The organism is Phenylobacterium sp. (assembly GCF_016124325.1).
Classification (GTDB): Bacteria; Pseudomonadota; Alphaproteobacteria; order Caulobacterales; family Caulobacteraceae; genus Phenylobacterium.
The window spans coordinates 50,284-70,848 of record NZ_WGNY01000029.1 but is presented as its reverse complement, the minus strand read 5'-3'; the positions used below and the strand labels follow the sequence as shown (position 1 = coordinate 70,848).

20 protein-coding genes are annotated in these 20,565 nt (G+C 68.2%); 7 read left to right on the top strand and 13 right to left on the bottom strand.

Annotated features, from left to right (window positions below):
• Positions 1-34: 34 nt before the first annotated feature.
• Positions 35-2,800, bottom strand: a complete 2,766-nt coding sequence (gyrA, locus tag GC203_RS16900) for a DNA gyrase subunit A (RefSeq protein WP_293456969.1) — start codon at positions 2,798-2,800, stop codon at positions 35-37.
• Between the two features lie 155 nt (positions 2,801-2,955).
• Here gyrA and GC203_RS16895 point away from each other — a divergent pair, with 155 nt between their 5' ends.
• From GC203_RS16895 to GC203_RS16880, 4 genes are all read left to right on the top strand, one after another.
• The gene (locus GC203_RS16895) at positions 2,956-3,993 is read left to right on the top strand and encodes a 2OG-Fe(II) oxygenase (RefSeq protein WP_293456966.1); all 1,038 of its coding nucleotides are present in this window, start codon (positions 2,956-2,958) and stop codon (positions 3,991-3,993) included.
• Entirely contained in the window at positions 3,993-5,051 is a 1,059-nt protein-coding gene (locus GC203_RS16890; RefSeq protein ID WP_293456963.1) for a 2OG-Fe(II) oxygenase, read from the top strand. The genes GC203_RS16895 and GC203_RS16890 overlap by 1 nt, the downstream gene beginning before the upstream one ends.
• 76 nt (positions 5,052-5,127) lie before the next feature.
• A complete protein-coding gene (locus GC203_RS16885; RefSeq protein WP_293456960.1) occupies positions 5,128-5,568 on the top strand; it encodes a DUF3617 family protein in 441 nt (146 codons plus the stop codon).
• A 59-nt stretch (positions 5,569-5,627) separates the two neighbouring features.
• A complete protein-coding gene (locus tag GC203_RS16880; protein WP_293456957.1) occupies positions 5,628-6,437 on the top strand; it encodes a tryptophan 2,3-dioxygenase in 810 nt (269 codons plus the stop codon).
• Between the two features lie 6 nt (positions 6,438-6,443).
• Here the strand turns inward: GC203_RS16880 and ssb are convergent, their stop codons facing one another.
• The 10 genes from ssb to flbT form a co-directional block, all read right to left on the bottom strand.
• Positions 6,444-6,920 carry a single-stranded DNA-binding protein gene (ssb, locus tag GC203_RS16875; RefSeq protein WP_293456954.1) on the bottom strand — a complete coding sequence of 159 codons (477 nt, stop codon included), beginning with the start codon at positions 6,918-6,920 and terminating at the stop codon, positions 6,444-6,446.
• Positions 6,921-7,055: 135 nt separating this feature from the next.
• Positions 7,056-7,433 (bottom strand): hypothetical protein, encoded by a 378-nt coding sequence (locus GC203_RS16870; protein WP_293456952.1) that lies wholly within the window; start codon positions 7,431-7,433, stop codon positions 7,056-7,058.
• Between the two features lie 49 nt (positions 7,434-7,482).
• On the bottom strand, positions 7,483-8,187 hold the full coding sequence (locus GC203_RS16865) for a hypothetical protein (RefSeq protein ID WP_293456949.1): 705 nt from the start codon (positions 8,185-8,187) through the stop codon (positions 7,483-7,485).
• Positions 8,188-8,233: 46 nt separating this feature from the next.
• Complete coding sequence (locus GC203_RS16860) at positions 8,234-11,020, bottom strand: hypothetical protein (RefSeq protein ID WP_293456947.1); 2,787 nt, start codon at positions 11,018-11,020, stop codon at positions 8,234-8,236.
• Positions 11,021-11,154: 134 nt separating this feature from the next.
• A complete protein-coding gene (locus GC203_RS16855; protein WP_293456944.1) occupies positions 11,155-11,991 on the bottom strand; it encodes a flagellin in 837 nt (278 codons plus the stop codon).
• A 179-nt stretch (positions 11,992-12,170) separates the two neighbouring features.
• On the bottom strand, positions 12,171-12,458 hold the full coding sequence (locus tag GC203_RS16850) for a flagellar protein FlaG (protein WP_293456941.1): 288 nt from the start codon (positions 12,456-12,458) through the stop codon (positions 12,171-12,173).
• Positions 12,459-12,582: 124 nt separating this feature from the next.
• Positions 12,583-13,410, bottom strand: a complete 828-nt coding sequence (locus GC203_RS16845; RefSeq protein WP_293456938.1) for a flagellin — start codon at positions 13,408-13,410, stop codon at positions 12,583-12,585.
• A gap of 280 nt (positions 13,411-13,690) precedes the next feature.
• Positions 13,691-14,518, bottom strand: a complete 828-nt coding sequence (locus GC203_RS16840; RefSeq protein ID WP_293457035.1) for a flagellin — start codon at positions 14,516-14,518, stop codon at positions 13,691-13,693.
• Between the two features lie 309 nt (positions 14,519-14,827).
• Positions 14,828-15,196: a flagellar biosynthesis regulator FlaF gene (gene flaF / locus GC203_RS16835; RefSeq protein WP_293456935.1), complete on the bottom strand. Its 369-nt coding sequence runs from the start codon at positions 15,194-15,196 to the stop codon at positions 14,828-14,830.
• Positions 15,156-15,581 (bottom strand): flagellar biosynthesis repressor FlbT, encoded by a 426-nt coding sequence (gene flbT, locus GC203_RS16830; protein WP_293456932.1) that lies wholly within the window; start codon positions 15,579-15,581, stop codon positions 15,156-15,158. The genes flaF and flbT overlap by 41 nt, the downstream gene beginning before the upstream one ends.
• Positions 15,582-15,779: 198 nt before the next feature.
• Between flbT and GC203_RS16825 the strand changes: the two genes are divergently transcribed.
• Both GC203_RS16825 and GC203_RS16820 read left to right on the top strand, forming a co-directional pair.
• Positions 15,780-17,585, top strand: coding sequence for a tetratricopeptide repeat protein (locus tag GC203_RS16825; protein WP_293456929.1), 1,806 nt, complete (start codon positions 15,780-15,782; stop codon positions 17,583-17,585).
• Positions 17,586-17,649: 64 nt separating this feature from the next.
• The gene (locus GC203_RS16820; protein ID WP_293456926.1) at positions 17,650-18,177 is read left to right on the top strand and encodes a hypothetical protein; all 528 of its coding nucleotides are present in this window, start codon (positions 17,650-17,652) and stop codon (positions 18,175-18,177) included.
• Here the strand turns inward: GC203_RS16820 and pseH are convergent.
• Both pseH and GC203_RS16810 read right to left on the bottom strand, forming a co-directional pair.
• The gene (gene pseH, locus GC203_RS16815) at positions 18,174-18,755 is read right to left on the bottom strand and encodes a UDP-4-amino-4,6-dideoxy-N-acetyl-beta-L-altrosamine N-acetyltransferase (RefSeq protein ID WP_293456923.1); all 582 of its coding nucleotides are present in this window, start codon (positions 18,753-18,755) and stop codon (positions 18,174-18,176) included. The genes GC203_RS16820 and pseH overlap by 4 nt on opposite strands.
• Positions 18,752-19,450 (bottom strand): glycosyltransferase family protein, encoded by a 699-nt coding sequence (locus GC203_RS16810; RefSeq protein WP_293456921.1) that lies wholly within the window; start codon positions 19,448-19,450, stop codon positions 18,752-18,754. Before GC203_RS16810 ends, pseH begins: the two co-directional genes overlap by 4 nt.
• A 211-nt stretch (positions 19,451-19,661) precedes the next feature.
• Here GC203_RS16810 and GC203_RS16805 point away from each other — a divergent pair, with 211 nt between their 5' ends.
• Entirely contained in the window at positions 19,662-20,531 is an 870-nt protein-coding gene (locus GC203_RS16805; protein WP_293456918.1) for a MoxR family ATPase, read from the top strand.
• Positions 20,532-20,565 lie beyond the last annotated feature (34 nt).

Sequence of the window (20,565 nt, the reverse complement as noted above, 5' to 3'; positions counted from 1 at the left end):
CGCATTGCAAGAGGGTATCTGTGTTTTTGTGACCCTAGCCTTCCGTTGCGTCAGGTGTTTCCCCGACCTCCGGGCCTTCTTCGTCCTCGCCGGAATCGGCCAGGCGCTCAACCGAGACGACGTGTTCGTCCGCGCTCGTCCGGAAGATGATCACGCCCGAGGTGTTGCGGCCCACGATGCGGACCTGGCTGACGGGCGTGCGGATCAGCTGGCCCTGGTCGGTGACCAGCAGGATCTGGTCGCTGTCGTCCACCGGGAACGAGGCGGCAAGGCGACCGCCGCGCTTGGTGAGATCCTGCGCCAGCAGGCCCTGCCCGCCGCGCCCCGTGCGACGGAACTCGTAGGCCGAGCTGCGCTTGCCGTACCCCTCGGTCGACACGGTGAGGATGAACTCCTCGGCCGCGCCGAGTTCGGCGAAGCGCTCGACCGACAGCGCCGCCTCGCCTGCGACTTCCTCGTCGTCCTCGACCGCGGCCTCCTCGAGGTCATCGGTCTCGCCGCTCGCCGCGCGGCGATTGGCGTTGGCCTGCTTGACGTAGGCCGCCCGCTCGTCGGCCGTCGCGCCGACGGAGCGCAGGATCGCCATGGAGATCACGATGTCGCCCTCGGCCAGGCGGATGCCGCGCACGCCTGTCGAGTCACGTCCGGCGAAGACCCGCACCTCGTCCACCGCGAAGCGGATGCATCGGCCAAGCGCCGTGGTGAGCAGGATGTCGTTCTGGTCGGCGTTGCAGACGCCCACGCCGATGATCGAGTCGCCCTCGTCGAGCTTCATGGCGATCTTGCCGTTGCGCTTGATGCCGATGAAGTCGCTCAGCTTGTTGCGGCGCACGTTGCCCGAGCGGGTCGCGAACATCACGTCGTACTGATCCCAGGTCGCCTCGTCCTCGGGCAGCGGCAGGATCGAGGTGATGCTCTCGCCGGGCTCGATCGGCAGCAGGTTGACGAACGCCTTGCCCCGCGAGGTCGGCGTGCCGACCGGCAGGCGCCACACCTTGAGCTGATAGGCCTTTCCGCCCGACGAGAAGAACAGCATCGGCGTGTGGGTGTTGGCGGAGAAGACGCGGGTGACCGCATCTTCTTCCTTGGTCGCCATGCCCGAGCGCCCCTTCCCGCCCCGGTGCTGGGTCCGGTAGACGCTGAGCGGCGTGCGCTTCACATAGCCGCCGTGGGTCACGGTGATCACCATGTCCTCGCGGGCGATGAGGTCCTCGTCCTCGACGTCGGCGTCGCCCTCGACGATCTCGGTCCGGCGCGGCACGGCGAAGGCGGCCTTCACCTCCTCCAGCTCCTCGCGGACGATCGCCATGACCTTCTCGCGCGACGCCAGGATCTCGAGGTGGCCCCGGATCGTCCCGGCCAGTTCGCCGGCCTCGCCGAAGATCTCCTCACGCCCCAGGCCCGTCAGGCGCGACAGCGTCAGCGCCAGGATCGCCCGGGCCTGTTCGTCGGTGAGGCGGATCTGGTTGTCGCTCACCAGCACCGTGCGCGGATCGGCGATCAGGTCGACCAGGGGCATCATGTCGCCCGCCGGCCAGTCGCGGGCCACCAGCCGCTCACGGGCCTCCGCAGGGTCCTTCGACGAGCGGATGATGTGGATGAACTCGTCGATGTTGGCCACGGCGATGGCGAGGCCGACCAGCACATGGCCCCGGTCGCGCGCCTTGGAGAGCTCGAACTTGGTGCGGCGGACCACGACCTCTTCGCGGAAGTCCACGAAGGCCGACACCAGCTCCTTCAGGCCCATCTGCTCGGGCCGGCCGCGGTTCAGGGCCAGCATGTTGACCCCGAACGAGGTCTGCAGCGGGGTGTAGCGATAGAGCTGGTTCAGCAGCACGTCGGCCGTGGCGTCGCGCTTCATCTCGATGACGATGCGCATGCCCTGGCGGTCGCTCTCGTCGCGCAGGTCGGAGACGCCCTCGATCCGCTTCTCGCGGACCAGTTCGGCGATCCGCTCGACCAGCGCGGCCTTGTTGAGCTGATAGGGGATCGAGGTGATGACGATCGCCTCGCGATCCTTGCGGATCTCCTCGATCGTGGCCTCGCCGCGCATGATCACCGACCCGCGGCCGGTCATCAGGGCCTGGCGCGCGCCGGTGCGACCGATGATCTGGCCGCCCGTCGGGAAGTCGGGCCCCGGCACGATGTCGAGCAGCTCGTCGAGGCCGATCTCGGGATTGTCCACATAGGCCAGGCAGGCGTCGACCACCTCGCCCAGATTGTGCGGCGGGATGTTGGTGGCCATGCCGACGGCGATGCCGCCGGCGCCGTTGACCAGCAGGTTGGGGATGCGCGACGGCAGGACCACCGGCTCCTGCTCGGAGCCGTCGTAGTTGTCCTTGAAGTCGACCGTGTCCTTGTCGAGGTCGGCCAGGATGGACATCGCCGCGCGCGTCATCCGGCTTTCGGTGTAGCGCATGGCGGCCGGCGGATCGTTGTCGACCGAGCCGAAGTTCCCCTGTCCGTCGATCAGCAGCAGGCTCATCGAGAACGGCTGGGCCATCCGCACCAGGGTGTCGTAGATCGCGACGTCGCCGTGCGGGTGGTACTTACCCATGACGTCGCCGACCACGCGGGCCGACTTCACATAGCTGCGGTCGGGCGTGTGGTTGTTCTCGCCCATCGAGAACAGGATGCGCCGGTGGACCGGCTTCAGACCGTCGCGCACGTCCGGCAGGGCGCGGCTGACGATCACGCTCATCGCGTAGTCGAGATAGGAGCGCTTCAGCTCGTCTTCGATGGCGATAGGGGCGATGCCCCCGCGCCCGTCTTCGGGTGGGGTGGTGCTGTCGTCGGTCAAAGCTGGGATGTCGCCGTAAGAATCGGACTGATCGGGTAGGCCCTCCAGATAGCATCCCGGCAGACCGAACGCCAACTCACGCGCGCGTGCGTGCGTGCGCACGCGCGACCCGCGAGGCTGATGACCGGCGCGCGGGAACGCACTAGGAATGCGCCATGCCGCTCCGCCTCGGGCTGCCGGCGCCGTGGTTCACCGCGCCGACCCCATCGAACCCCGAATTCGTCTTCGACAGCGCCGCCGGGCGCTATGTCCTGATGCTGTTCCTGCCGGGCGAGGCCGAGGCGCGGACGGCGGCGCTACGCGCGCTGGCCGCGCGCCAGTCGCTCTTCGACGACCGGAAGGCCTGCGCCTTCGTCGTGGCCCCCGACGCCGGGCTGGAGGGCGCGCGCGACCTCCGCGGCCTGCGCTGGCTGCTCGACCGCGACGGCGCCATCGCCGCCCGCTTCGGCGGCGCGCCGCACTGGCTGCTGCTCGATCCCACGCTTCGGGTGATGGCCTCCGAACCGATCGAGGCCGCCGCCGCGATGCTCGATCGGATCGCGGCCCTGCCGCCGCCCGGCGAGCATGCGGGCGGGCCGGTCACCGCGCCGGTGCTCATCGCGCCCAGGATCTTCGAACCGGAGTTGTGCGCGGCCCTCATCGGCCTGCACGAGGCCGACGGCGGGGCGTTCGCCGGCGTGTCGTCCGACGGGGGCGAGCGGACGATCCCGGCGATGGCCCCCCGCGAACGCCGCCGCGACATCGTGCTGACGGATCCCGAGTTGCTTGAGGCCGTCACCGTGCGACTCGAGCGGCGGCTGTTCCCCCTCATCAAGCTGGGCTTCGGCTTCGAGGTCACCCGCGTCGAGCGTCACCTGGTGAGCTGCTACGACGCCGCCGCCGACGACGCCGTGTTCGATGCCCGTCGCGACAACACGACCCCCGGGACCGCGCATCGCCGTTTCGCGTGCTCGCTGAACCTCAACGCCGAGTTCGAAGGCGGCGACCTGCGGCTGCCGGAGTTCGGGCCCGCCACCTATCGGGCGCCGCCCGGTGGGGCCGTGGTCCACTCGTGTGCGCTGATGGGCGAGGCCACGCGGGTGACCTCGGGCCGGCGCTACGCCTTGCTGTCCTACTTCTACGACGAGGACGCAGCCAAGGTGCGCGAGGCCTACGAGGCCCGGATGGCCGCGACCGGGCCGGCGGCCGCCTGATGGGGCGCTGGGACCTCCCGCCGCTGTCGCCCGGCGAACTCGCGCCCCCCATCGTCGCCGCGACGCGGGCCAACCCCCGCTATCGCTTCAGCACCGTGGCCGGGCGGTACGCCCTGGTCGGCGTGATGCCCGACGACGGCGCACGCCGAGCCCGCGCGCTCGCGGCGCTCGACGCCCTGCGGCCGCACATCGACGGCCGGCGGCTGGCGGCGTTCCTCGTTGCCCGGGCGCCGCGGGACGACATGGTCGACAACATCCCCACGCAGCGGTGGATGTTCGACCCGGACGGCGCGGTCGCGCGCCTCCTGGACGCCGAGGACGAGCCGGCCTGGCTGCTGTTCGATCCGACGCTGCGCCTGCTCCAGCGAATCCCCCTCGACGAGACGGACGCCTTGGCGCGCCGCATCGCGGCCCTGGGCGGCGTGGACGACCACGCCGGCGCGCCCCTGGTCGCGCCGGTCCTCACCCTGCCCCGGGTGTTCGAGCCGGACCTGTGCCGCCGCCTGATCGCCTATTACGAGGCCAGGGGCGGCGCGCCCTCCGGCGTGATGCGCGACGTGGGCGGCCGGACCATCGGCGTCCTCGACCCCATGAAGCGCCGCAGCGACGTGCTCATCGAGACGCAGGATCTCAAGGACGAGGTCAGGGGCGCGCTCGCACGAAACCTCGTGCCGATGGTCGAGCGCGCGCTGCAGTTCCGCGCCACGCGCCTCGAGCGTTACCTCGTGGCCTGCTACGACGCCTCCAGCGGCGGATGGTTCATGCCGCACCGTGACAACGAGACCCTGGGCACGGCGCACCGCCGCTTCGCCGTGTCGATCAACCTCAACGCCGAGGAGCACGAGGGCGGCGACCTGCGGTTCCCGGAGTTCGGATCGCGCACCTACCGGCCGCCGACCGGCGGGGCGGTGGTGTTCTGCTGCAGCCTTCAGCACGAAGCGACGGCGGTGACGCGCGGCCGGCGCCATGCCTTCCTGCCCTTCCTCTACGACGAGGCCGGGCAGCGTATCCGCGACAAGAACCTGCCGTTCCTGGACACGCCGGGCCCGCCGGCGTGACGCCGCTAATCCGCGGTTCATGCGCCGTGCGCCACCTTGACCGGCGATGCGCCAGCCCCGACTTGTCCCGACACCGATGAAGCGTCTCGCCGCCACCCTCCTCCTGACCGCCATCGCGGCGCCGGCCCTGGCCGCGCCGCCGATCCAGCCCGGCTACTGGGAATCGACCAACCGGCTGCTGTCCCCGATCCGGCAGACCTCGACCGAGAAGCGCTGCATCACGCCCGCCGACGTCGACAAGTTCATGTCGGGCCCGTCCAACCGCCACTACACCTGCACCTATCCGACCAAGGTGATCTCCGACGGCGTGATCCGCCTGAAGGGCACATGCCGCAGCAAGAAGGGCCGCCGCGTGGCCATCGAGGGCTCGGGCTCGTACACCCCCACCAGCTTCAACCTGACCGCGGAAGTGGCCGTGGAGTTCCTGGGCCTCGACATCGCCGGCAAGGCCAGCACCGAGGCGCGGCGCATCGGCGACGTCTGCCCGGCCCCGGAAGCCCCCGCGGACGGCGGCTGAGGGCGCCGAACCCGCTGGCGGCTTGACTCGCCGCCGCCGTGGCCCTCCCTCATGGCGGCGTGAGCACCGACACCAAGACCGTGACCTACGCCAGCTACCTGGATCTCGACCGGTTGCTGGCGGCGCAGCACCCGAGCAGCGACCGCCATGACGAGCTGCTGTTCATCCTGATCCACCAGACCAAGGAACTGTGGCTCAAGGAGATCATCCACGAGGTGCGCCTCGCCAAGCGTCTCGTGCGCTCGGGCGAGGTCGAGCCCGCCTACAAGGCGCTGGCGCGAGTCTCGCGCATCCAGTCGATCATGACCCTGTCGTGGGACGTCCTCGCCACCATGACGCCCGCGGACTACATGAGCTTCCGCGAGGGCCTGGGGACCAGCTCCGGCTTCCAGTCGTGGCAGTTCCGGACGCTGGAATACCTGCTGGGCCTGAAGGACGCCTCGTTCCTGGCCTTCCAGGACGAGGGCTCGGCGCCGATGGCCGAACTGAAGGGCGCGCTCGAGGCGCCCAGCCTCTACGACGACGCGCTGTCGCGGATGGCCGCCCATGGGCTTGCCGTTCCCGACGAGGTGCTGAACCGCGACGTCTCGCAGCCCTACGCGCCCTCGCCCGCCGTCGAGGACGCCTGGCTCGCCGTCTATCGCGACACGGCCCGCTACTGGGAGCTCTACCAGCTCGCCGAGAAGCTGGTGGACCTGGACGACGCCCTGCTGACCTGGCGGCACAAGCACGTGCTGACGGTCGAGCGGATCATCGGCGGCAAGCCGGGCACCGGCGGCACGGCCGGCGCCGCGGGCGGCGGCTATCTCCAGCGCACGCTGCAGCGCCGCTGCTTCCCCGAGCTCTGGTCGCTCAGGACGCGGCTCTGACCCGACTTAGAACGGGATCTCGTCGTCCAGCTCGTGGCTGAACTCCTCGCGCGGCGCCGAGCTGGACTGACGCGGGCCCGACGAGAAATTGCCGCCGCCATAGCCGCCGCCTTCTTCCCGCTCGGCGTCGCCGCGGCCGTCCAGCATGGTCAGTTCGCCGCGGAACTTCTGGAGGACCACCTCGGTGGAATACTTCTCCTGGCCCGACTGGTCGGTCCACTTGCGGGTCTGCAGCGCGCCCTCGATGTAGACCTTCGAACCCTTGCGCAGGAAGTTCTCGGCCACCTTCACGAGGTTGTCGTTGAAGATCACCACCCGGTGCCACTCGGTGCGCTCCTTGCGCTCGCCGCTCATGCGGTCGCGCCAGGTCTCGGAGGTGGCCACGCGGAGGTTGGCGACGCGGTCGCCGGAGTTGAGCGTGCGAATCTCGGGGTCGGCCCCCAGATTGCCCACCAGGATCACCTTGTTGACGCTGCCCGCCATTTCGATCTGTTCCCTGCTTTCCGTGGTCAGCGGGCATCGCGCCCTGCGCGCAAGCTAGCCCGTCGCAGGACTGTTAACAAGCAGATGTTCTATTTATGTTCCAAACCGTCCACAGCAGAGTGTGGGCGCCGGCGGCTACTGCTGCGGCATCGCGCCCGGGATCGCCAAACGCCCGTCGCCGGTGCGCACCAGAGCCACGTATCTCGGCCCCTCCAGCGAGGTGGATGTCAGGATCCCTTCCTTCTGCAGAAACAGGAAGTTGGACTGATAAGCTCCCAGGAGATCCTGCTGGTTGCCGCCCATGGTCAGGAACTTGATCCGCATGGCCTCGAGGTTGGCGGCGCACACCTCCAGGCTCTTGGCCATGACCAGCTTGTTGTACTTCAGCGTACCGTCCTTCTGCGGCACGACGTGGTAGCAGACGCCCGGGTCGCCCGGCGGCACGGTCTTTTGAGAGCAGGCCGAAACCGCGAGCGCGGCCAGAAGGATCGGGAGGACGGGCGTCAGGCGCATGATGTCACCGTAGCCCGGATTCCGCCCGGCGGGGAGACGCCGCGCGCGGTCATCCGACGGGCGGCAGGCTGCAGTCGGCCGACTGGGTGACCAGCGTGCGGAACGTGCGATTGTCGTCCGACACCTCCACGCGCCCGGGCACCAGCCTGAGGGTCTGTTGCGCCCATCGGCCATACGAGGCGCCGCCGGGCTTCTCGCACCGGCCCGCGAACAGGGTCTGGACGCAGGCGTCGAGCCCCATCTCTCCGGATAGCTTGCGCCAACGGCCGTCGCCATGTCGCCAGCAGACGGCGGGCGGCGCGCCGGCGGGCCCTGTCGAGAGCGTGACGCCCGGCGCCGGCGCCGCGGCTTCGGGCCCCGGCGCGACCTCCTGCGGCGGCGGCAGGGGCGTCAGCACCTGGCCGGCCTGCTCGGCCGCCGCCAGGGCGCCGGTTTCGTCGAGGCCGACGTCGAGCGCATCGGTCGCCACGCCGTTGCGCCGGGCGCATTCGGTCAGGGAGAACTCCCCCACGAACTGGCCCTGGACGAAGCATCGCAGCGGCTTGCCGGGGTCGATCTTGCCTTCCTCCTCGCCGCTCGAATCGATGACGAGGCCGCCCTGCGACGCCGGCGGCGGGGCGTGCGCGCCGCGATCTCCGGAGATGAACACCCAGCCGATCGCCGCGCCGGCCAGGAGCGCGAGCGCCGCGCCGGCCGCGACGAGCGGAAACCGACCGCCCGGCCCGGCTCGCGGCGTGTTCGGGGATGTCGCCATGCGGCCTCGCTAGCCCCAGCCGCGCGCTCTTTCAAGCGCCGAGGCTCTACCCCCCGCCGGTGAGGCGGTCCAACGCGGCCTGGTAGTTGGCGATCTGGTTGGTCAGATAGGCCGGCACCTTGCCGTTCGTGGCCGCCGCGGCGGCTTCCTTCTGGGCGGCCAGCGGATCGGCGGCCGCCTTGAGGTCCTTGTAGATCGTGCGGATCACGCCGGCCGCCGCGGCCAGCTCGGCGGCCGCGTGATTGATGCCGAGCGTGTCGTCCAGGTTCAGGGAGCTGTCGAGCTTCAGGCCGTAGATCTGCGACTTGCCGTCGGCCGGGACGGTCGCCGTGCCCTTCACCGTGGAATTGCGCACAACGCCTTCCGGAATCCCCAGGAATTCCAGGGCGTCCTTGTCGGTCTTTCCCGCGCCGAACTCGAGCACCATGCGATTGTTCAGCGGCGCGACGGTGAGTTTGCGGACGCCGTCGCTGGTCCCGATCGTGACCTTGGCCTGGAAGCCGGTGGCGCGGCGAATCTTCTGCGCCAGCGTGTCCAGCGTGTCGTTGGCGTCGATGGTCACCGTCTTGCTGGCGCCCGATCCCGCCCGCACGGTGAACTGATCGCCGGGACGGATGCTGGTGACCGCGGTGATCTTCTGCGAGTCGGAGAGGTCCAGGTCGCCCGACGGCAGGCCGAGACGATCCAGAGAGGTCGAGCCGCTGGTCGTCGCGGCGATGGCGGTGGGCGCCGTGTAGCCTTCCTTGCCGGTGAAGCGGCGCGACCAGTCGATGGAGCCCGTCGCGACGTCGAGGTTGGCGAGGAACCCGTCCTGCTTCCCCACCGCGGGCTGACCCGGCAGATCGGTCCCCGCGGAGCCGGCGATCCAGACCTTGCCGCCCGCCACCGAGACCGCCGTCGCGCGATCGTCGCCCGCGCCGCCGTAGTAGGCGATCGAGTCGCCGGAACCGGACAGGTCGGCCGAGAGACGCGCCGCGAAGGCGTCGACGCCGCCCGACAGGGCGCGGGTCACGGTTCCGGCCGACAGGGCGCCGTTGGAGGTCGAACCGGCGACGATGATGTCGCTACCGTCCAGGGCCAGGCCGGCGATGTCGCCGCCCTGCAGGTCGCCCAGGTCGCGGGTCGCGCTCAGCACGGGCGTCCCGCTGGAAATGTCGAACCGGCGCAGCACGCCGCGGCCGTCCTCGACCGAGGCCACGACCAGCGAGGTTCCATCCAGCACCATGCCCGCCGGGCGATCGGAGCCCGCGGTGCCGAAGTTCTGGGCGAACAGCGTCTGCACCTTGCCCGCCGCGTCGGGCGGGGCGAAGGCTTCGACGTAGTTGTCCCAGCCGCCCAGGTTGGACGTGCCCGGCAGCGCCGACTTGGAACGGCCGGCCACATAGACCGTGCCGTCGGCGCCGAAGGTGATCTGGCTGGCCTCGTCGGCGAGGCGTGCGCCGCGGCGCTGGGTCCACTGCTCCTCGCCGTCGGCGTTGAACACGGTGACGAAGCTGTCGGCCTCCCCGGCGTAGGCCCCGCTGTCGCCGGAATTCAGCGCCCCGTTGGTCGCTCCGTTCAGGCCGCCGCTCACCGAGCCCGCCACCGCGATCTTGCCGTCGGCCGACACCGCGAGCGCGAGGCCGGTCGCCGAGTCAGAGGCGCCGAGGGTGCGCGTGTAGATGAGCTTGCCGGCGGAATCGTACTTGAGCAGCGCGACGTCCTGGTCGCCCTTGATGTCCTGGCCCGCCGTCGAGTTGGTGACGTCGGCGAGCACATAGACCGAGCCGTCCGGACCGACCTGGGTCGCGTGGACCGCGCCGATCTCGGGGCCCATCGTCTTGGCGAACACCCGGCCGTCGACCCAGTTGGCCTCGTTCTGCCCCTGGATCGGCGCCTCGACGCTGGTTGTGTCGGTCTGGAACTTCAGCAGCTGCTGGCTGATGACCCCGTCTTTGGTGTCGGCCTTGCCGTCCGGATTCGGGTTGCCGACGCCCTGCGCGAGATAGACCGAGCCCGCCGTGCTGGCCGCCGAGAAATTGACCGCCTCGCCGCCGGTCTTGACCTTCAGCGCCCATTGATCGGGGCCGGCGCCCAGGCTGATTGTCTTGCCGCCGGCGGTCGTGGTGCGCTCCTCGCCGGGCAGCCGCTGAGTGGCGAAACGGGTGTCGACCCCCTCGGCCTGCAGCTTGGAATTGATGAAATTGACCACATTCGCCATCGAGCGCGTCTGCGCGCCCATGTCGGCCAGGTTGACGTCGACCGCGTGGAGCACGCCCGACCGCGTTACATTGATCGTGAACTGCACCGCCCCCTGGAACTGGGGCACCGCGTCGGAGCTGGCGCCGGAGTAGAGCGGCGCGGTCACATACTCGGTCTTGTTCTTGGCGGAGACAGGCGCGGTGGTCTTCGCGGTCGCGTTCACCTCGCCCATCGTGAGGCGCGCTTGATCCAGCTTGACGGTCTTCAGGTACGAAGTCAGTTCGGCCATGCCCTTGGCGAACGTCTCCTGCAGCCGTTGCTTCTCGATGCTGGTGACGCCCTTCTTCTGGACCTGTTCGACGATGCCGCTCAGCGTGCCAAGGCCGGAATAGAGTGCGAACAGCTTCCTGTAGTCGGCGCTGGCGCCCGGAAGATCGAGTTGGGCCGTGTTCTCGTTGATGAATTTACGCCCGGCCATCACGGCGCTGACGGCCGCGGAGCGGTCGGGATTGAGGCCTTCGTTCGCCCACGGCGCTGTCGGCGCCACCTGCTTCGACACCGACGAAGACGCGCCGGCGCTCGACCCGGAGGAGTACCCGATCCGGGAGCTGTAGTAGCTCAGCAGCAGGCTCGAATCGATCGAAGTGACCATGGCGTCCTAACGCGGAGATACGGTCCGCCAGTCGCCATACTGGGGCGACAACGCTTACCACTCGTTAAGCGATCAAGAAAAAAGCCTGGGCGATCGCGCCCAGGCCTTTTCCTACGCCCCAACGGAAACCGGATTTAGCCGCCGCGGAACAGCTGCAGGATGATCTGCGGCGCCTGGTTGGCGATCGAGAGCGCCTGGGCGCCCAGCTGCTGCTGCACCTGCAGGGCCTGGAGGCGCGCGCTCTCCTTGGCGAGGTCGGCGTCCACGAGGTTGCCGACCCCGGTCTCGAGAACGTCGGTGAGCTTGCCGACGAAGCCCAGGTGGGCCTCGATCTGCTTCGCTTGCGAGCCGAGGTTGCCCAGCGCCTGGTTGACCTGGCTGATCGACGAGTCGAGCTGGGTCAGAACCCCCGTCGCGAGCGTGACCGTGGTGATGGAAGCCGTCGAGGCGATGGTCAGGATGGAGCCGCCCAGCGACAGATCCTGCGTCGACAGCGTGATCTTGTTCGTGGCGTCGGCGTTGGCCAGGAACTGGATGTTCGGGCCGACCGAGCCGTCCAGCAGGTTGGCGCCATCGAACTGCGCGTTGCCGACGACCTGGGTGATCTGGCGAAGGATCGCCTTGAAATCCGAATCGAGAGCCGTGCGCGACGAGGTGTCCAGCGACGTGTCCATCGCGGCCACGACCTTCTGCTTCAGCTCGGTGAGCAGATCCGACACCGTTTCGCCCGCCGTCGCCGAGACCTCGGCGATCGATTGCGCGCGCTCCAGGCTCATCTTCACGGCCCCGAGCGCGCCGATGTCCGCGCGCTGGCCCTGGGCGATGGCCCAGACGGCCGCGTTGTCCTTGGCGTTGCCGATCTTCAGGCCGGTGTTGATCCGGCCCTGGACCCCGCCCAGCTCGTCATTCGTCTTGTTAAGGTTCTGCAGCGCGGTCAGCGCAGACTTATTCGTGTGGACGCTGATCGTCATCACGCTCTCCTAGCGACCGGCCCCCGAGGCGACTCGTCCCCGCGCCGTGAAGGAACGCTAGGAAAACGTGGTGTTCATATGGTTAACGCGCGCAACGCAAGGCGCCGCCGCCGGGGCTTCCCGGGGCGGTTGGGACAATATGTCCTACGCTCGCTCGCCGCGAGCGATCGGCTGTCGGATCAGGCCTTGGTGCGGATGACCGCGCCGGCCTGGTAGCCGCCTTCCTCGTGCATCCGCAGGACCTCGTCCCGGGGCAGTTGGCTGACGACCTCGCCGGTCAAGCGGTTGATCGTCTTGTAGACGTACGAACCGCTGGCTTGATCCACTTCGATAATCAGTCGCATGTCGACCTGATCCGGGGCCCCCGCCCCCGGCGTCGCGCCACCGGCTGACGCCGGCGGGCTGGCTGGAACCTGGGCGGTCCCGGGATCGGGCGCGGCAGCGACAGCCGCGACCTTGGTGTCCATGACTCCTTACCTTCAGGGTTGGCGTCGTCGCGCCTGTCCAAGGCGATCGGCGGACGGGCGAACCCGTCCGCCGACGCATTGGCGTCGGCCGCGGAGCCGCAAGCGGCCCCGCGACGCGCGGGCCTTAACGGAAGAGGCCCAGCAGGATCGACGAAGACTGGTTCGCGATGGACAGCGCCTGGACGCCGAGCTGCTGCTTGGTCTGCAGAGCCTGGAGTCGAGCGCTTTCCTTCGCCAGGTCGGCGTCGACGAGGTTGCCCACGCCAGCGTCGATGGTGTCCTGAAGCTTGCCGATGAAGTCCAGGTGCGAGCCCAGCGACTTCGAGCCGGTGCCGAGCTTGCTCAGCGCCGTCGAGACGTTGGTGATCGCGGTGTTCACCGACGAGATCATCGTCGTCGCCGTCGTGATCGTGCCGATCGACGCCGTAGCGCCCAGGTTCACGATCGAGCCGGTCAGCGACAGGTCTTGAGCCGCCACGGTGATCTTGGACGACGCGTCGGCGTTCGCCAGCGCCTCGATGGTGGTGCCGCTGGCCTTGACCATGTTGATGCCGTTGAACTCGGCATTGCTCACGGCCTTCGCCAGCTGGTCGCGCAGCGCCTTGAAGTCTTCGTTCAGGGCCGTGCGGCTGTTGGCGTCGAGCGAGGCGTCCGCCGCGGCCAGGGCCTTCTCCTTCATCTGAACGAGCAGGTCCGAAACGGTTTCACCGGCCGAGATGGCCACGTCCACCGTCGATTGGCCGCGCTGCAGCGATTCCTTGACCGCGTTCAGCGACGAGGAGGTGGCGCGTTGGTTCTGGGCGATGGCCCAGATGGCGCCGTTGTCCTTGGCGGAGTTGATCTTGCGGCCGGTGTTGATCCGGGCCTGCACCGAGGAGAGTTCGTTGTTGGTGGCGTTCAGGTTCTGAAGCGCAACCAGCGCACTCACATTGGTATTGACGCTATTGGTCATACAGATGGTCCTTTTCACAGGAGACCGGCAGCCGTTCTGGCGGCCGAGGGCGTTTTGCCCAACGGACCAAGCAGCAATCTGGAGGCCATCCGCGCGTTAGGGATTTCCCGCGGAAGCTTTTGAAATTATTGCGTTATTGTGTCATTAGGGTTGCGGCGAACCGGCAAAATTTGCCGATTATCAGCGCACTGGGCACAATTTGCCGCGCCCGCTCGGCAAATTGTGCCGGGACGTCCAAAAGAGGGCCCCGGGGAGCGCGAGCGCCCCCCGGGGAAACGAATTAGCGGAACAGCCCAAGCAGGATCGACGAGGACTGGTTCGCGATCGACAGCGCCTGGACGCCGAGCTGCTGCTTCGTCTGCAACGACTGCAGCTTGGCGCTTTCCTTCGCCAGGTCGGCGTCGACCAGGTTGCCCACGCCGGCGTCCACCGAGTCCTGGAGCTTGCCGATGAAGTCCAGGTGCGAGGCCAGCGACTTCGAGCCGGTGCCGAGCTTGCTCAGCGCGGTCGAGACGTTGACGATCGCGGTGTTCACCGACGAGATCATCGTCGTCGCCGTGGTGATCGTGCCGATCGACGCCGTGGCGCCCAGGTTCACGATCGAGCCGGTCAGCGACAGGTCCTGAGCCGCCACAGTGATCTTGGACGACGCGTCCGAGTTCGCCAGCGCCTCGATGGTGGTGCCGCTGGCCTTGACCATGTTGATGCCGTTGAACTCGGCATTGCTCACGGCCTTCGCCAGCTGGTCGCGCAGCGCCTTGAAGTCTTCGTTCAGGGCCGTGCGGCTGTTTGCATCGAGCGAGGCGTCGGCCGCGGCCAGGGCCTTCTCCTTCATCTGAACGAGCAGGTCCGAAACGGTCTCGCCGGCCGAGATGGCCACGTCCACCGTCGATTGGCCGCGCTGCAGCGATTCCTTGACCGCGTTCAACGCTTGGGACGTCGCGCGCTGGTTCTGGGCGATGGCCCAGATGGCGCCGTTGTCCTTGGCGTTGGCGATCCTCAGACCAGTGTTGATCCTCCCTTGCGTCCTGGCGAGTTCCGTATTCGTCATATTCAGGTTTTGCAGCGCGACCATCGCGCTGACATTGGTGTTGACCGAGTTGGACATGGTCATGCCTTCCATTCTGGAGGGGTTGATCCGGGCTTCTGCCGGTAGGCGATTTTTCGCCCGGCGTGATCCAAGCAAGCGCCGGGCCAGAATTAACCCTGTCCGGTTCGGATTAAATGTCTGAAACTATTGATTTTGTTACGAGGCGACGAACGAGCCCAGGCGGCGCGCGTTAGCCAAACCTGCAGCCCGGCAGGAGCTGCCGGTCAACCTCGACCCTCCGCGGGCGGGACATGAGAAAGCCGCCGGGACGGCCGGCGGCTTGCAGTCTTCGGGGAATCGGCGAGGCGCTCGCGGCGCCGTACGGGATCAGGCCGCGGCGGCGGCCCCGTTGCCGGAGAGGCCCTGCATGATCATGCGGTTGATCTCGATCAGGGGCTCGATTTCCTCCTGGCGGCGGATCACCAGCGTGGTGTGTTTTCCCACCCAGATGCTGAGCGAGATGATCGAGGCGCGCAGCGGCGCGGGCAGCTTGTTCGCGGGATCAGCGCACTCCGTGCCCAGCGTCGACCAGAGACGGCGGTTCCAGTCGAGCGCATCGGTGCGCTTGCCGACCTCGGTCTCGTCGAGCGCCGCCGCTTCCATCAAGGCGCGGGTCACCTGCGCGAACAGGCGATATTCCATCTCGCGCGGGCTTTCAGCCCGCGTCGCCGCCTGCTGATACGCCTGTAGGGACATTCCCCAGCCTTTCGTCTTCGTACTCGATGAGTTTTCGGCACAGCATGAGCGCCTTGTAGTACTCACGCGCCATGCAGAACTTGGAGATGTTGACGCATTCCGCCAGCACCGTCGGGTTCGAGATGACGCCCATGAACTCGGTCAGCCGGCGCACGAACTCGTCGTAGAAGCGCTCCGCATTGGCTTCCTCGAGGTACATCATCATCACCGGGAAGTAGATCCGCCGCGCGGGCGTATGCACCTCGTCGGGCTGCATGATGTCCTTCTCGCGAAGGACGGAGGCCTTGTTCTGCAGGACCATGACGGCGCGGCGATCGCCGTTCTGAACGACGGCGCCGTTCAGGACGAACTTCTCGCCCGGCCTCAGAGACAGCTTCAGCGGCAAGTTCCGCTCCCTCGTTTCGAAGCCAGAGAACCGGCGACGCGATTCGAATGAACCATTCTCGCCCTCCCTTGGCCCGAACGCACGCCACGGTTAGCCAAGAGCAGTTAACGCCCGATTGCCGATGGGAATTCGCACATCCTTAAGCGCGGATTAAGCATAATCGCCGATACGGCATGGGCACTTCGGAGATAGCCGCCCATGCCCGCCAAGGCCCCGCCAAGCGCCGCCTCCACCCTCGCGCTCGAGACGGCCATGGGCGCCGCCCCCACACCCCTCCGCATGGCGACAAGCGCGCTGGGCGAGGCGGGCTCGAAGGAGTCGCTGGCGCGACTCAATGACGCGATGGCCGAGCTGAAGGCCCTGGCGATCCAGCCGCTGGTGGACCGCATCGTCGCCTGCCTCAACGCCAGCCGGTTCCAGGAAGGCGCGGAGTGGGCGATCAAGGCGCTGGAGAAGGACGAGCAAAACGGCTTCGTCTGGTACCTGCTGGCCATCGCCTTCGAGCGGAACGGCGACTTCTCCTCATCGATCACCGCCTACGAGACGGCCCTGCGCCTGCTGCCGGACCACGCCGAGATCGCCAACGACCTCGGACGGCTGGCCTATCGCATCGGCATGAAACCCCAGGCCGAGAAGCTGTTCCGCCACTACCTGGCCCGCTTCCCCGGCCATCCGGAAGGCAGCAACAACCTGGCCTGCGTGCTGCGCGACGAGATGCGGTTCGACGAAGCCATCGAACTGCTGCGGCCCGCCATCGTCTCCAGTCCCCAGACGCCGATGCTCTGGAACACCATGGGCACGATCGTCGCCGAACTGGGCGATTTCGATAACGCCGAGACCTTCTTCAAGGAGGCCATTCGCCTCGAGCCCGACTTCTGCAAGGCTATCTACAACCTCGGCAATGCGCGCCTTTCCCAAGGCGACCCGGAAGGTGCCCTCCCCCTTTGCGAACGGGCGCTCGAACTGGTCGAGGCCGAGGACGAGCGCCAGATGATGCGCCTGTCGCGCTCCACCATCCTGATCACCCTGGGACGCATCGGCGAAGGGTGGGACGAATACGAGGCGCGCCTGCATCCGGCCTTCGCCGACGTGACGCATTTCGTGATCGACAAGCCCGTCTGGACCCCCGGCGAGGACATTGGCGGCAAGTCGCTCCTGGTCATTGGCGAGCAGGGACTGGGCGACGAAATCCTGTTCGGCAACGTGCTGCAGGACGTCGCCGAGGCGCTGGGCCCGGAAGGCCATCTGACGATCGCCGTCGAGCCGCGCCTGGTTCCGCTCTTCCAGCGCAGCTTCCCCGAGGCGACGGTCGGCGCACACGCGACCTACGCCAAGGGCGGGCGCACCTACCGCGTCATGCCGTTCCTCGAGAACGCGCCGCCCGTCGACGCCTGGACCCCGATCGCGTCGCTGCTGCGGCAGCACCGGCGCAGCGTCTCGGCCTTCCCCGCCCGTCCCTCGTTCCTGAAGGCCGATCCCGCCCGCGTGGCGCATTGGCGCAAGGTGCTGGAGAGCGCGCCGGCCGGTCCCAAGGTGGGCCTGCTGTGGAAGAGCGCCATCGTGGCCAACGCGCGCCACCGCTTCTTCTCGCCGTTCGACCGGTGGGCGCCGGTGCTGGCCACGCCCGGCGTGACCTTCGTGAACCTGCAGTACGGCGACTGCTCCGAGGAGCTGGCCAAGGCAGAGCGCGACTTCGGCGTGAAGATCTGGAACCCGCCGGGCATCGACCTGAAGCAGGATCTGGACGAGGTCGCCGCCCTTTCGAGCGCCATGGACCTGGTGCTGGGCTTCTCCAACGCCACGTTCAACATCGCCGCCGCCTGCGGCGCCCCGGCCTGGCTGATCACCGTGCCCGGCGCCTGGCCGCGCCTGGGGACCTTCGAATATCCCTGGTACCCCCAGGTGCGCACCTTCGTGACGCCGACCCTGAGCGACTGGACCGAGGTGATGGACCAGACGGCCGCGGCGCTGGGCGAATTCGCCGAGGCGCACGCGGAACGGTAACCGCCGCAACGGGTTCTCCGGGGCATGCGCCGGGCCGCCGGCGCGCAGCCCGAAGGAGCCCGACATGGCGGGACCCGCGCCCAAATCCGATCCCGGCTACGATCCGCAGGACCAAGCCGAAACCTTCGACGAGGCCAATACCGCCGGTGGCGAGGGCGACTCGCCGCTGGCCGGCGACTCACCCCTGAGCATCGGCGAGGACATGCGCACCTTCGAGGAGTTGCCCGATCTCGAGGATGTCACACGGGCCGAAGGTGACGCTGACGAGGACGAGGCCGTGGCGCTCGACGCCGACGAGTTCGACCCGGACGCGGTCGAGGATCGCGATTTGGAAGAGGATGACGAGCTCAATTATCGCGCCGCCGACGCCGAGCGGGAAGACGACATCGACGGCCAGGGGCCGGAGTTGGGCGCGGAACCGATACCTCGCGCCTACAGCGAAGTGGCGGGCCAGGATCAGGTCCGCGACGCCGATGACGCCGAGGGCCGCGCGGACGATTTCACCAACTTCGAAGCGCGTGAGGCCGACGAGGACGACCTGCGGGATCTGGGCTATGCCCGTCCGGCCGACGGGTCGCGCGCCAAGCGCTAGCCGACTACGGCCGCCGCCAGGTCGAAGCCCTTCGCCGCGAGCCGCTCGGCGCTGACGGGGCGTTGCCCCGCCCAGTCCGCCGCCATCAGCCCCAGGCCCACCACGTCGCGCGGCTGGCCCGCCTTCCAGACATGCGCCCGGAACAGGGCCTCGCGCCGGAAGCCGAACGACTCGTGCAGTTTCCAGACCGCCTCGTTCTCGATCAGCACTTCGCAATTGAGCTTGTTCAGGCCCAGGGCGCCGAACACATGCTCGATGACACAGAACTCCACGAACGAGCCGACGCCTTTCCCGCGAACCGCCGGATCGGCGAGGTAGTAGGCCCAGGCGCACTTGCGGTGCTCGCGCGAGATGTCGGCCAGGTTCGCGAGGCCCACCGGCGCCCCATCCATCTCGATGATCCAGTAGCGCCGCGCGGGGTCGGCCGTCGCGGCGGCGAACCAGCGGGCGTGCTCTTCCGGCGAGATGACGTGGTCGCTGTACATCCACGCCGCCACCTCGGGCAGGTTGCGCCAGGCAAGCAGCCGATCTCGGTCGCCGGCCTCCACACCGCGAAGCCTGACCTCAGGCGCGCTCATGTCACCGCTCCCGAGCTGTTGCGGTCCAGCGCCACGATATCATCGGAGGTGAACGCCGGGTTCGCCGGATAGAGCCTCGCATAGACGTCGCGTACGAAGTCGAGGTCCTCGGGCAGGTCCACGGTCCAGCGCAGGTGGGCCAGCGAGGGTTCCCGCGAAAGGCTGGCGATACGGAACCGCTCGGGCCGCCGGTAGATGAAGGGCGTCACGTGCTCGCGCTCGTAGGGGTCGGTCGCTTCACGACCGGCGGCCTCCAGCGTCTCGCGCCTCATGACCTCGGTGTCGAGGCCGTGCGGATAGGTGCGCACGGCCGGCGTGTTGCTGGTGTAGTCGGCGCCCGCCTCCTCGTGACGCGCGATGGTGGCGTCGATGACCGCAGGGTCGGCGAGCGGGCAGTCCGCGGTCAGCCGCACCACCGTCTGCGCCTGCGGGAACAGGTCGAGCGCGCCCAGGAACCGGCCGAGCACGTCGGCCAACTCACCGCGGAACACGGTGAGGCCCAGCCCCTCGCAATAGCTGGCCAGCGGATCGTCGCTCGCCTCGCGGCTGGTGGCGATGACGATGCGGTCCAGGCGGGCCGCCCGGCCGAGCCGCTCCAGCTGGCGGCCGATCATCGGCTCGCCCAGCACGGGAGCCATCACCTTGCCAGGGAGGCGGGTCGAGGTCATTCGCGCCTGCAGGATCGCCAGGTTCACGTCGCCGGGCCTCCCGCGGTTGCGCCCGGGCCAGGACTATTGCGCCTCGCGCCCAGCCACAACGGCCAAGATCGCGTCCAGACCGCCCTTTCGAAGCCGGCCGGCAAGGCGACGCTTGTCATCGCGCTTGAACATCCCGCCGCGCCCTATAGGTTGGCGGGTCGACAAACAACTGTTCGAACGCGGGCGTAGCCCCGCGCGGGGAGACTCGATGAGCCAGCGTTTTGAAGGCACCGACAACTACGTCGCCACCGAAGACCTGAAGGTGGCGGTCAACGCCGCCATCGCGCTGGAGCGGCCCCTGCTGATCAAGGGCGAGCCGGGCACCGGCAAGACCGTCCTGGCCTACGAGATCGCCAACGCGCTCGGCGCCGAACTGATCACCTGGCACATCAAGTCGACCACCAAGGCGATCCAGGGCCTCTACGAGTACGACGCGGTGACCCGCCTGCGCGACAGCCAGCTGGGCGACGAGCGGGTGAAGGACGTCAAGAACTACATCAAGAAGGGCAAGCTCTGGGAGGCGTTCGAAGCGCCCAAGCGCCCGGTCCTGCTCATCGACGAGATCGACAAGGCCGACATCGAATTCCCGAACGACCTCCTGCAGGAGCTCGATCGGATGGAATTCTACGTCTACGAGACCAACGAGACGATCAAGGCCAAGATCCGGCCGATCGTGATCATCACCTCCAACAACGAGAAGGAGCTGCCCGACGCCTTCCTGCGCCGCTGCTTCTTCCACTACATCCGCTTCCCCGACTCCGACACGATGCAGTCGATCGTCGACGTCCACTACCCGGGCATCAAGAACAAGCTGGTCGCCGAGGCGCTGCGCATCTTCTACGACATGCGCAAGGTGCCCGGCCTGAAGAAGAAGCCCTCGACGTCGGAACTGCTCGACTGGCTGAAGCTGCTGATGGTCGAGGACATCGATGCCGACTCGCTGGCCGAGAAGGACCCGACCAAGCTGATCCCGCCGCTGCACGGCGCCCTCCTGAAGAACGAACAGGACGTTCACCTGTTCGAGCGCCTCGCTTTCCTGGCGCGACGCGAGGGCGCGGCCCGGCCCGGCGGGCAGTAACGCCTCGGCGTTACATCGAATTCACTCGCCTTTT

Coding starts and splice junctions, on each gene's coding strand:
- GC203_RS16895 (WP_293456966.1), top strand. CDS start 2,956: ATGCCGCTCCGCCTCGGGCTGCCGGCGCCGTGGTTCACCGCGCCGACC.
- GC203_RS16890 (WP_293456963.1), top strand. CDS start 3,993: ATGGGGCGCTGGGACCTCCCGCCGCTGTCGCCCGGCGAACTCGCGCCC.
- GC203_RS16885 (WP_293456960.1), top strand. CDS start 5,128: ATGAAGCGTCTCGCCGCCACCCTCCTCCTGACCGCCATCGCGGCGCCG.
- ssb (WP_293456954.1), bottom strand. CDS start 6,920: ATGGCGGGCAGCGTCAACAAGGTGATCCTGGTGGGCAATCTGGGGGCC.
- GC203_RS16870 (WP_293456952.1), bottom strand. CDS start 7,433: ATGCGCCTGACGCCCGTCCTCCCGATCCTTCTGGCCGCGCTCGCGGTT.
- GC203_RS16865 (WP_293456949.1), bottom strand. CDS start 8,187: ATGGCGACATCCCCGAACACGCCGCGAGCCGGGCCGGGCGGTCGGTTT.
- GC203_RS16860 (WP_293456947.1), bottom strand. CDS start 11,020: ATGGTCACTTCGATCGATTCGAGCCTGCTGCTGAGCTACTACAGCTCC.
- GC203_RS16855 (WP_293456944.1), bottom strand. CDS start 11,991: ATGACGATCAGCGTCCACACGAATAAGTCTGCGCTGACCGCGCTGCAG.
- GC203_RS16850 (WP_293456941.1), bottom strand. CDS start 12,458: ATGGACACCAAGGTCGCGGCTGTCGCTGCCGCGCCCGATCCCGGGACC.
- GC203_RS16845 (WP_293456938.1), bottom strand. CDS start 13,410: ATGACCAATAGCGTCAATACCAATGTGAGTGCGCTGGTTGCGCTTCAG.
- GC203_RS16840 (WP_293457035.1), bottom strand. CDS start 14,518: ATGTCCAACTCGGTCAACACCAATGTCAGCGCGATGGTCGCGCTGCAA.
- flaF (WP_293456935.1), bottom strand. CDS start 15,196: ATGTCCCTACAGGCGTATCAGCAGGCGGCGACGCGGGCTGAAAGCCCG.
- GC203_RS16825 (WP_293456929.1), top strand. CDS start 15,780: ATGCCCGCCAAGGCCCCGCCAAGCGCCGCCTCCACCCTCGCGCTCGAG.
- GC203_RS16820 (WP_293456926.1), top strand. CDS start 17,650: ATGGCGGGACCCGCGCCCAAATCCGATCCCGGCTACGATCCGCAGGAC.
- pseH (WP_293456923.1), bottom strand. CDS start 18,755: ATGAGCGCGCCTGAGGTCAGGCTTCGCGGTGTGGAGGCCGGCGACCGA.
- GC203_RS16805 (WP_293456918.1), top strand. CDS start 19,662: ATGAGCCAGCGTTTTGAAGGCACCGACAACTACGTCGCCACCGAAGAC.